The organism is Komagataeibacter medellinensis NBRC 3288, from assembly GCF_000182745.2.
GTDB classification, from domain to species: Bacteria; Pseudomonadota; Alphaproteobacteria; order Acetobacterales; family Acetobacteraceae; genus Komagataeibacter; species Komagataeibacter medellinensis.
The window spans coordinates 1,401,767-1,412,500 of record NC_016027.1; the positions used below are offsets into that span (position 1 = coordinate 1,401,767).

A 10,734-nucleotide genomic window follows, 5' to 3' on the forward strand; every position below is an offset into this window, starting at 1 on the left:
TGGAACAGCCCCATCGGGATGATCGTTTACCTGTCATGATCGCGTAGCTTTCCACACAGGGCCGAAGGACCTGCGGCACGATTGCCCAATCGCACGCGCAGACGTGTGAGGGCGTTGACGCATGGTCCTGTTATGGTCACGATCCTGATAACACGGACGGACATTATCATGCAGGACGACACTCTTTTTTCACTTGCCGGAAGACGGGCGCTTGTTACCGGAGCCTCCCGTGGCATTGGTCTGACCCTGGCGCGTGGCCTTGGCCGACATGGGGCGAGAATTGTGCTGAATGGCCGCCATCCCGAACCGCTGGAGGCCGCCCGCGACATGCTGGAACGCGAAGGGGTGGAAGCCGAGATCGCGGCCTTTGACGTGACTGGCCAGAATGCCGTTATTGCCGGGGTTGAAAAGATAGAAAGCGAATACGGGCCAATTGATATCCTGATCAACAATGCAGGTATCCAGCGCCGTGCACCGCTGGACCAGTTCAGCCGGGCAGACTGGGATGCCCTGATCAACACGAACCTTAATGCGGTTTTCTTTGTGGGGCAGGCCGTAGCAAAACATATGCTGCCGCGTGGACAGGGGAAGATCGTCAATATCTGTTCGGTACAGAGCGAACTGGCACGGCCAGGAATCGCACCTTATACTGCCACCAAGGGGGCGGTCAAAAACCTGACCAAGGGCATGGCAACGGACTGGGCGCGTCATGGCCTGCAGGTCAACGGTCTTGCGCCGGGTTATTTTAAGACGGAAATGAATGAAAAGCTTGTGGCGGACCAGGCATTTACCCAGTGGCTGTGCCAGCGCACGCCTGCTGGTCGATGGGGGAATGTAGAAGAACTTGTCGGGGCGGCTGTCTTCCTGTCTTCCGACGCCTCAAGCTTTGTCAATGGGCACGTGCTCATGGTTGACGGGGGCATAACCGCTTCCGTGTAAATAAAAGCTGGGATTCTTGCCCATTTCTGTCAACAAGGTCAGGCAGAAATGGGCAGCGTCCTTTTAACGGCTCAGGGACAGCAGTATCTTGGCTGCCTGCCTGCGGTCTGGTGCCAGGGCAAAGGCTGCGGCAAATTCGCTCAGGGGAAACTGCTGGGTAACCAGAATATCGGCAATTTCGGGCCGTGCGGCCAGTAAGGCAAGTGCTGCATCGAATTCCGTATCGAACCGAAACGTACCCCTGAAATCGAGCTCACGGTTAATGATCTGGGCAATCGGTACGGGTATGTCCCCTGGCGGGAACATACCAACCTGCACCAGTATGCCGCCCCGCCGGGTGCGGGCTATGGCGGCCGGCAGGGCGGCCGGCACGCCTGTGGCTTCAAACAGGATATCGAATTCTTCCTCCACCACGGTATGGCGGGTGTTGTAGCACCGGCTTGCGCCCAGCCGGGTTGCGCACTGAAGTGGAAAATCCTCCAGATCGGTTGCCACAATCCGTTTTGCCCCGTGATGTACCAGTCCCGCCACGATCAACAGCCCGATTGGTCCCGCACCTTGCACCATCACGCTACGACCGCGTACATCGCCCGCACGCGCAATGGCATGCAGGGCCACGGATAAAGGTTCGGCAAGACAGGCCCGGCGAAGAGTCAGACCTGGGGGAAGAGAATGGAGTTGTGCCGCCTTGACAGTCATCGCCCTCCGAAAACCGCCATCGGTATGGGGGTCACGTGCGGCACTTCCCAGAAAATGCATGTTGCGGCACAGGTTGCGCTGTTCACGCATACATTCGGGACAATGGCCACAGGGCCGCGCCGGATGAATGGCTACGGCCTCGCCTACGGAAAAACTTTTTACATCGCGGCCCAGCACTTCAATGGTGCCCGAGACTTCATGCCCCAGAACCATGGGGGCATGCAGCACGGATGCCCCGACGCCCCCATGTGCAAAATAATGCAGGTCCGAACCACATATGCCACCCCAGGCCATATTCACCCGCACTTCATCAGGACCGGGTTGGGACAGGGGAGTGGGGTCCAGTCTCAGGTCATGCGGTGCATGGATAACCAGTGCTTCGGTCAGACAGGAACCAATGTTGTCATGACTTGCTTCAGTATACACGTTCAGGATGCTCCCCCGTCTGTAACAGGGCCGCCGCTTTGTAGGAATGGCAGGCCTTTTTTCTGTTTTTTTAAGCCGACATGACAGCCAGACACGGTGCATGGCAACACGATCAGGCTGTGCTTATCCTAACGAGACAGCAGACGGTCTGGTTTCCGTATGACAAGGACAATGTCTATCATCGTTCCAATCGTCGGTGGAACGTTCCAATCGTCGGTGGAAGAGGATGTGTGGACATGCTCCAGGTCCCTGGTGGATGGATCGGTTACATGGCGGCATGGGAGGGAAGTGCCTATGCCATGATGCCCCAAAAGATGGCGGGAAGGCTGTTTCCGCAGGTTTAATTTATCCAGTTGTATCGTCCTGAACTGGTATCCCTCCGTGCGGTCGGCCTCATCAAAATAGTCACGCTGGAACTGTACCCAGTCGGAAGCGTTATCCTATCTGGCATGAAATGGCGCAGCCCTGCCGGACAGTGGTGCTGCGATATGCTCCTGTCGTAACAGACCGACACGGTAAAGCCGAACAAAGGGTACGCGTATATAAAGTATAGCGCACATGGCTACCTGAATATTATCTATCCTGAAACGTCCGCATCGAATACGGGATTGGTCAGTATTTCACGCAATGCCTGTACTCTACTATTTTACTGGATTTGTTTGTTCCGTTTCTGTCAGGGTGGCACGGCCTTCAATCCTAACTGGCTGAGAAACGATTACCTGCCTCTCCGTTTCCTGTTCAGAGAGACGAAGGCTGAGCATTTTCTCATGACAATATTCGGTAGGATACGCAATGTATGATACTGGGCAGGAGACGATTTCACTCTCACGCAGATTTGGTGAGGCAGGACGACCGTGTGTGCTGATTGTTATGGGCGTGTCAGGTTGCGGCAAGAGTACACTCGCCCAACTGATGGCTGAACGGATGGCCTGGCCTCTTATCGAAGGGGACGATCTGCATCCCCCCGCTAATATTGCCCGCATGAGCAATGGCATTCCGTTGACCGATACGGATCGTATGCCATGGCTTGGTCTTATTGCTGACCAGATACAATCATGGCGCGATGCAGGCCAGTGTGGCATCGTGACGTGTTCATCACTCAAGCGCAGTTACCGTAGACAGATTGGCGGCGACTGCGCGGATGTCTGCTTTGTCTATCTCAAGGGCAGCAGGGAGGACATCATGCCCCGCCTGTACCAGCGCACCGGCCATTTCATGCCGGTTGCCATGCTAAACAGCCAGCTCGCTACACTGGAAGAACCCGACATGCATGAAGAAGTGGTTATGGTTCTAGATATCAACGCCCCGCAGGAGCAGTTGGCTGATCGGGCCTGCGCACATCTGACTCGGTTTTCTCTATGAAAATATGATGTGCGTTACGTGTTTGGTCCCGGGGTTTGATGGTACGGGTTTTGCGTGAATCTTGATGGCTCATGCTACCATTGCTGGCAAATGAATTCGTATGGCGTGAGGCCCCGGAGCATCTTCAGACGACGCGCGAAATTATAGGCGGCGACGAAGTCTGCGAGATGCTGCCGGAGCTGGTCGTGCGTCTCGTAGTAGAAACGTTTGACGGTCGCCTCCTTGATCGTCCGATTCATCCGCTCGACCTGACCGTTCGTCCATGGGTGACGTGGTTTGGTCAGGCGGTGCTCGATATCGAGATCGGCACAGGCCAGTTCAAAGGAATGGCAGCAGAACAGGATTTTTTCGGCACGCATCGCCTTGATATCGTCTGGTGTCCAGCTGTTACCGGACGGATCGGTGAAATGCGTGCCGTTATCCGTCATTACCGTGTGGATCCGATACGGCACAGAAGCCGCCAGCATGCGCAGGAAGTCGCCCGCTACCCGCCGCGTTGCCTTTTCATGCAGTTCGACAAACGCGAATTTCGATGTCCTGTCGATCGCGACGAACAGGTAAAGGCGCCCAGCCTCGGTTCGAACCTCGGCCAGATCGATATGGAAGTAGCCGATCGGATAGCGCTTGAACTTTGAGCGCTTTGGCTTGTCGCCTTCTGTCTCGGGCAACCGCGAAATGCCATGTCGCTGAAGGCAGCGATGCAAGGACGACCGGGTCAGATGCGGGATCGTTACCTGCAATGCGTAAAGGCAATCGTCCAGTGGCAGAAGCGTGTGCCGACGAAACGCCACGATCACGGCTTCCTCAGTAACAGACAGAACGGGGGACGTTGGCGAGCACGGTCCCGTTGGGCGATCCATAACATCTGACCGCTTCTTCCACTTCGCGACGGTCTTCTGATTGATGCCGTAGCGCGCAGCCAGTGCCCTCAGGCTCTCTTGAGGGACTATCCTGAATTTTGTGCGGTGCCATTTTTTCAGGCCATTGGGAAACGATCATCGAACATGATAGCGAGCTGGCATCTGACAGCGTACCATTCGCGCACTGAGCGCTTCCACTGTGCTGAGGTAGCATTGAGCGCCAGGTAAATCAATTTTGCTGCGGCCTCTTCACTGGGGAAATGGCCGCGGGTGCGCACGGCACGACGGATCTTTGAGTTCAGGGCCTCAATGGCATTTGTTGTGTAAATCAACCTGCGCACTTCTGGAGGATAATCGAGGAACGGAATGACCTCATTCCATGCCCTGCGCCAACTGGGCGCGATGGCCGGGTATTGTCTGCCCAGATCGCTTTCTTCGAACCCGCCGAGGGCTGCCTCGGCCTCTGTGGCGTCCACTGCTGTATAGATTGCCTTGAGAGCTGTGGCGATGGCCTTGCGGTCCTTGTAGCTGGCAAAGCTCATGGAATGACGCAGCAGATGAACGGGGACTATCCTGAATTTTGTGCGGTGCGGTGATAATCTGCTCGAAGAGGAGCCCCCGCATGAGCATTGATAAAGATCTTCTGGACCGTCTGATGGAAGGTCGTTCACCGGGCGACCTGTTTGGCAAAAGCGGCATACTCTCGGAATTGACGAAGGCTCTGGCGGAGCGGGCGCTCAACACGGAGATGACACTTCATCTTGATGAGGAGCGCGCCGATGGCGCCTCTGCTGAGGATAATCAGCCGCCCAACCGCAGAAACGGCAATAGCCAGAAGACCGTGACGACACAGAGCGGCAAGGTTGTTCTGGATATTCCCCGGGATCGGAACGGTACGTTTGATCCGATGTTGATTGCAAAGTATCAGCGTCGCTTTCCCGAGTTCGACCGCAAGATCATCAGCATGTATGCCCGAGGTCTGACAACCCGCGAAATCCAGGGGCATATTGAAGAAATCTATGGCGTTGAGGCCTCCCCGAGCCTCATTTCCGCGATTACCGACGCCGTGATGGAGGAGGTCGCCGCCTGGCAGAACCGTCCGCTGGAACCCTGCTACCCGATCGTCTTCATGGACGCGATCCGGGTCAATATCCGCAGTGATGGGACTGTCTCGAACAAGGCTGTCTTCGTGGCGCTCGCGATCCTGCCTGACGGCACACGGGACGTTCTGGGGCTGTGGTTCCAGGCGAATGAAGGGGCCAAATTCTGGGCCAAGGTCCTCAGCGACCTGCGCAATCGGGGTGTGCAGGACATCCTGATCGCCGTAGTCGACGGGCTGAAGGGCTTTCCGCAGGCCATTGAGGCGGTCTTCCCCAGAACCCGCATTCAGACGTGTATCGTTCATGGAGACTGTGTAGAATTTTGTGCGGTGCCATTTTTTCAGGCCATTGGGAAACGATCATCGAACATGATAGCGAGCTGGCATCTGACAGCGTACCATTCGCGCACTGAGCGCTTCCACTGTGCTGAGGTAGCATTGAGCGCCAGGTAAATCAATTTTGCTGCGGCCTCTTCACTGGGGAAATGGCCGCGGGTGCGCACGGCACGACGGATCTTTGAGTTCAGGGCCTCAATGGCATTTGTTGTGTAAATCAACCTGCGCACTTCTGGAGGATAATCGAGGAACGGAATGACCTCATTCCATGCCCTGCGCCAACTGGGCGCGATGGCCGGGTATTGTCTGCCCAGATCGCTTTCTTCGAACCCGCCGAGGGCTGCCTCGGCCTCTGTGGCGTCCACTGCTGTATAGATTGCCTTGAGAGCTGTGGCGATGGCCTTGCGGTCCTTGTAGCTGGCAAAGCTCATGGAATGACGCAGCAGATGAACGATACACGTCTGAATGCGGGTTCTGGGGAAGACCGCCTCAATGGCCTGCGGAAAGCCCTTCAGCCCGTCGACTACGGCGATCAGGATGTCCTGCACACCCCGATTGCGCAGGTCGCTGAGGACCTTGGCCCAGAATTTGGCCCCTTCATTCGCCTGGAACCACAGCCCCAGAACGTCCCGTGTGCCGTCAGGCAGGATCGCGAGCGCCACGAAGACAGCCTTGTTCGAGACAGTCCCATCACTGCGGATATTGACCCGGATCGCGTCCATGAAGACGATCGGGTAGCAGGGTTCCAGCGGACGGTTCTGCCAGGCGGCGACCTCCTCCATCACGGCGTCGGTAATCGCGGAAATGAGGCTCGGGGAGGCCTCAACGCCATAGATTTCTTCAATATGCCCCTGGATTTCGCGGGTTGTCAGACCTCGGGCATACATGCTGATGATCTTGCGGTCGAACTCGGGAAAGCGACGCTGATACTTTGCAATCAACATCGGATCAAACGTACCGTTCCGATCCCGGGGAATATCCAGAACAACCTTGCCGCTCTGTGTCGTCACGGTCTTCTGGCTATTGCCGTTTCTGCGGTTGGGCGGCTGATTATCCTCAGCAGAGGCGCCATCGGCGCGCTCCTCATCAAGATGAAGTGTCATCTCCGTGTTGAGCGCCCGCTCCGCCAGAGCCTTCGTCAATTCCGAGAGTATGCCGCTTTTGCCAAACAGGTCGCCCGGTGAACGACCTTCCATCAGACGGTCCAGAAGATCTTTATCAATGCTCATGCGGGGGCTCCTCTTCGAGCAGATTATCACCGCACCGCACAAAATTCAGGATAGTCCCCGTTCATCTGCTGCGTCATTCCATGAGCTTTGCCAGCTACAAGGACCGCAAGGCCATCGCCACAGCTCTCAAGGCAATCTATACAGCAGTGGACGCCACAGAGGCCGAGGCAGCCCTCGGCGGGTTCGAAGAAAGCGATCTGGGCAGACAATACCCGGCCATCGCGCCCAGTTGGCGCAGGGCATGGAATGAGGTCATTCCGTTCCTCGATTATCCTCCAGAAGTGCGCAGGTTGATTTACACAACAAATGCCATTGAGGCCCTGAACTCAAAGATCCGTCGTGCCGTGCGCACCCGCGGCCATTTCCCCAGTGAAGAGGCCGCAGCAAAATTGATTTACCTGGCGCTCAATGCTACCTCAGCACAGTGGAAGCGCTCAGTGCGCGAATGGTACGCTGTCAGATGCCAGCTCGCTATCATGTTCGATGATCGTTTCCCAATGGCCTGAAAAAATGGCACCGCACAAAATTCTACACAGTCTCTGTGAACCTTCGAGACGAAACCCTCTTTGTCCATGAAGTCCTCATTGGCTTTCGAGCGATACGCGGTGTCGGCCCAAACGCTTGAGGCCGTATTGGTTTTATCGAGCAAGCCCTCGCGCAGCCTGGCACCATCACTGGCGGCGGCATCCGTCGCTTTCCATTTCCGGATCAGTCGAAACTTTCGATCGATGAAAATATGCGATTTGTAGCCAAAGAACGGAATGGCGAGGTCCGTGGACGGGAGCGTCCCGTCCTCCTGCCGCTTTGCCTTCGTGAACTTCAGTGTCCATCGCGCATGGCGATCCTTGTGGGACAACTTGGCAGGCTTGTCCTGCCAGTCCTGCGGAATGCGGCCTTCCCGAAGATCAACTTTCTCCGCGTTGGTATTGCGCTGCTTTGGCGCCGCCACCAGCGTGGCATCCAGGATCTGGCCGGACATCGGCAGATACCCGGCGTTTCGCAGGGTGGCGTCAAAGCGCTCGAACAGCTTCTGGATGGCGCCAGCCTCGGTCAGCCGTTCACGGAACAGCCAGACCGTTTTGGCGTCAGGCACCCGGTCCGATAACGCCAGGCCGAGGAAGCGCATGAAGGACAGCCGGTCGTTGATCAGATACTCCGTTCGCTCGTCGGAGAGATTGTTCAGCGTCTGGATCACCAGGATCTTGAACATCAGCACCGGATCAAACGGGGGACGGCCACCTTTACTTCCGTCCGCATAGGCCAGAGCCCTGTCCAGATCAGGACGGAACACCTCAAAATCCACAGTCCGAGAAAACGCTTCGAGCTGATCGCCAAGGCCACTCAAACGGGCTAGAGCAATTTCCTCTCAATCTGGCTCATATCCAGCGGCTGTAAAGAAGTTTTCGCATTCTGCTGGTGAGACCTGATTGATCAGTGTGCCGATCCTGTCCCAGAGGGCGTCGCGTGTGCGTTCTGCGGCTTTACGGAGATGGGCCTTGAGTTTGGAGAAGGCCTTCTCGATTGGATTGAAGTCCGGGCTGTAGGGTGGAAGGTAGCGCACGGTTGCTCCTGCGGCTTCGATGGCGGCCTGCACACCTGAGCCTTTGTGAGAGCTGAGGTTATCCATGATGACAATGTCGTCTGGCCGCAGATCGGGTATCAGCACGCGGTCGACGTAGGTCTGGAAGCTGCGGCCATTGATCGGACCATCCAGCACCATGGGCGCTACGATACCGCTCAGCCGCAACCCGGCGACGAATGTCGTCGTTTTCCAGTGACCATGTGGCACGGCAGAGCGCAGCCTCTGGCCGCGCAGACACCGCCCATAACGGCGTGCCATATTGGTGGAGGCCCAGGTTTCATCAATGAAGACCAACCGTGTTGGATCGAGATCGGGCTGGGCATCGAACCACTCCTGGCGTCGTGTCAGGATGTTCGGCCTGTCCTGTTCCGACGCGTGAGCGGTCTTTTTTTCCATGTAATCTTATGACGGGCGAAGAAACGCCACAGCGTGCCGATTGCAAAGTGATGGCCATCCTCAGCCAGTCGGGCACGGATCTCGGACAGGGTCAGATCATCCTTCCCGGCAATCAGAGCATGAATGCGTTCAGCCTGCGCCTCGATCCGGTGAGACAGACGATCCCCGCCACGCGGTCTGGCGGCAGCGCTGCCGGTCGTGGCGGCAAGAGCGCACCAGCGAACCGCACTCGCAGGACTGACGCCAAACCGTTCAGCCGCCTGACGACGCGACAGACCATTCGAGACAGCAGCGACAACACGTTCGCGAAGATCCAGAGACAATGTGCGTGATGACATCCACAGCCGGCCCCCATCCCGGTTATCATCTTGAATCAGATCACAACCACTTTGGGAATCCCTGACGACTCATTCTGCGCAGAAAACGCTCTAGTCGCTCGTCCACATCAAAGAAGCCCGGCTGCTTCATGAGCCATTCCCTCAATCATCACAGAAGAGAGGGAATCACACACAGAGGGCCAGAACCAGGGGTTTTTCGAACCCTCCACGCAGGGTTGCTACGCGTGAATTCGCTTCCGAATGATTCCTATATGATTCCAGTTGGTGTTCTGGAACGCCAAAAGGCGGCTTGCGCCGCCTTTTAAGTCATTGATTTTATTTGGAATTCATGGTTGCGGGGGCAGGATTTGAACCTGCGGCCTTCAGGTTATGAGCCTGACGAGCTACCGGGCTGCTCCACCCCGCGATTGTAGGGGAGACTGGAAGACCTGGCGGCGACCGACTTTCCCGTGCCTTAAGGCACAGTATCATGGGCGCTGGGGCATTTCACGGCCGAGTTCGGGATGGGATCGGGTGGATCATTCCCCGCCATTGCCACCAGGTCATCTAGTCTCCCCGGTATGGGGAGGGATGTGGATGGGTTGGTGTTTTTGTTAGGTGTTGAGAGTGGATGACTGCTGTGCATGTGTGTTGCCCTTTATGGGGGCTATGGAATGAGCCTATTGGGCGATTAGGACCAGTTAGCTGCACGCATTACTGCGCTTCCACACCTGGCCTATTGACGTGATGGTCTATCACGGCCCTTGGGGAGACCTTGTTTTGAGGTGGGTTTCCCGCTTAGATGCTTTCAGCGGTTATCCCGTCCACACTTAGCTACCCGGCTGTGCCGCTGGCGCGACAACCGGTGCACCAGAGGTATGTTCATCCCGGTCCTCTCGTACTAGGGACAAATCCTCTCAAGTCTCCAACACCCACGGCAGATAGGGACCGAACTGTCTCACGACGTTCTAAACCCAGCTCACGTACCACTTTAATCGGCGAACAGCCGAACCCTTGGGACCTGCTCCAGCCCCAGGATGTGATGAGCCGACATCGAGGTGCCAAACCTCCCCGTCGATGTGGACTCTTGGGGGAGATCAGCCTGTTATCCCTAGAGTACCTTTTATCCGTTGAGCGATGGCCCTTCCACGCGGGACCACCGGATCACTATGGCCGACTTTCGTCTCTGATCGAGCTGTCACTCTCACAGTCAGGCGGGCTTATGCCATTGCACTCGACAGCCGGTTTCCGACCGGCCTGAGCCCACCATCGCGCGCCTCCGTTACACTTTGGGAGGCGACCGCCCCAGTCAAACTGCCCACCATGCAGGGTCCCGGACCTGGCTAACAGGCCTCGGTTAGACATCAGAAACAGTCAGGGTGGTATTTCAAGGATGGCTCCACCGGAACTGGCGCCCCGGTTTCAAAGCCTCCCACCTATCCTACACAGAATGTCTCTGATGCCACTGCAAAGCTGCAGTAAAGGTTCA

At 56.7% G+C, this 10,734-nt stretch carries 6 protein-coding genes, 1 tRNA gene, 2 rRNA genes and 4 pseudogenes (1 of these 13 running past the window's edge); 4 read left to right on the forward strand and 9 right to left on the reverse strand.

What is annotated here, in order from left to right; all coding sequences use genetic code 11:
- Nucleotides 1-132: 132 nt before the first annotated feature.
- Nucleotides 133-939 (forward strand): SDR family oxidoreductase, encoded by an 807-nt coding sequence (locus GLX_RS06400; RefSeq protein ID WP_014105180.1) that lies wholly within the window; start codon nucleotides 133-135, stop codon nucleotides 937-939.
- 63 nt (nucleotides 940-1,002) lie between these two features.
- Here the strand turns inward: GLX_RS06400 and GLX_RS06405 are convergent, their stop codons facing one another.
- Entirely contained in the window at nucleotides 1,003-2,064 is a 1,062-nt protein-coding gene (locus GLX_RS06405; RefSeq protein WP_041247235.1) for an L-idonate 5-dehydrogenase, read from the reverse strand.
- A 792-nt stretch (nucleotides 2,065-2,856) separates the two neighbouring features.
- Between GLX_RS06405 and GLX_RS06410 the strand changes: the two genes are divergently transcribed.
- The gene (locus tag GLX_RS06410; protein WP_014105182.1) at nucleotides 2,857-3,426 is read left to right on the forward strand and encodes a gluconokinase; all 570 of its coding nucleotides are present in this window, start codon (nucleotides 2,857-2,859) and stop codon (nucleotides 3,424-3,426) included.
- A 74-nt stretch (nucleotides 3,427-3,500) separates the two neighbouring features.
- Here the strand turns inward: GLX_RS06410 and GLX_RS06415 are convergent, their stop codons facing one another.
- Together GLX_RS06415 and GLX_RS06420 are read right to left on the reverse strand one after the other, a co-directional pair.
- Nucleotides 3,501-4,406, reverse strand: coding sequence for an IS481 family transposase (locus GLX_RS06415; RefSeq protein ID WP_050856094.1), 906 nt, complete (start codon nucleotides 4,404-4,406; stop codon nucleotides 3,501-3,503).
- Nucleotides 4,403-4,849, reverse strand: a pseudogene (locus tag GLX_RS06420) (transposase); the annotation flags it as partial. The gene GLX_RS06415 and the pseudogene GLX_RS06420, both read right to left, overlap by 4 nt.
- Nucleotides 4,850-4,908: 59 nt before the next feature.
- Between GLX_RS06420 and GLX_RS06425 the strand changes: the two are divergent.
- A pseudogene (locus GLX_RS06425) lies at nucleotides 4,909-5,691 on the forward strand (IS256 family transposase); the annotation flags it as partial.
- A 35-nt stretch (nucleotides 5,692-5,726) separates the two neighbouring features.
- On the opposite strand, the gene GLX_RS06430 reads toward GLX_RS06425, so the two are convergent.
- The gene (locus GLX_RS06430) at nucleotides 5,727-6,950 is read right to left on the reverse strand and encodes an IS256 family transposase (protein WP_014104109.1); all 1,224 of its coding nucleotides are present in this window, start codon (nucleotides 6,948-6,950) and stop codon (nucleotides 5,727-5,729) included.
- 59 nt (nucleotides 6,951-7,009) lie between these two features.
- Between GLX_RS06430 and GLX_RS17125 the strand changes: the two are divergent.
- Nucleotides 7,010-7,456, forward strand: a pseudogene (locus GLX_RS17125) (transposase); the annotation flags it as partial.
- 32 nt (nucleotides 7,457-7,488) lie between these two features.
- Here GLX_RS17125 and GLX_RS06435 read toward each other — a convergent pair.
- The 5 genes and pseudogenes from GLX_RS06435 to GLX_RS06460 form a co-directional block, all read right to left on the reverse strand.
- Nucleotides 7,489-8,310: pseudogene (locus GLX_RS06435) on the reverse strand (IS5 family transposase); the annotation flags it as partial.
- A gap of 6 nt (nucleotides 8,311-8,316) precedes the next feature.
- A protein-coding gene (locus GLX_RS17130) for an IS630 family transposase (RefSeq protein ID WP_407927257.1) occupies nucleotides 8,317-9,266 on the reverse strand; the annotation gives its coding sequence in 2 pieces (ribosomal slippage) (nucleotides 8,317-8,924 and nucleotides 8,924-9,266; 951 coding nt in all).
- A 329-nt stretch (nucleotides 9,267-9,595) separates the two neighbouring features.
- Nucleotides 9,596-9,672: transfer RNA gene (locus GLX_RS06450), tRNA-Met, on the reverse strand.
- 20 nt (nucleotides 9,673-9,692) lie between these two features.
- Nucleotides 9,693-9,808 (reverse strand): 5S ribosomal RNA (gene rrf / locus GLX_RS06455).
- A gap of 108 nt (nucleotides 9,809-9,916) precedes the next feature.
- Nucleotides 9,917-10,734 (reverse strand): 23S ribosomal RNA (locus tag GLX_RS06460) (it continues 1,921 nt past the right edge of the window).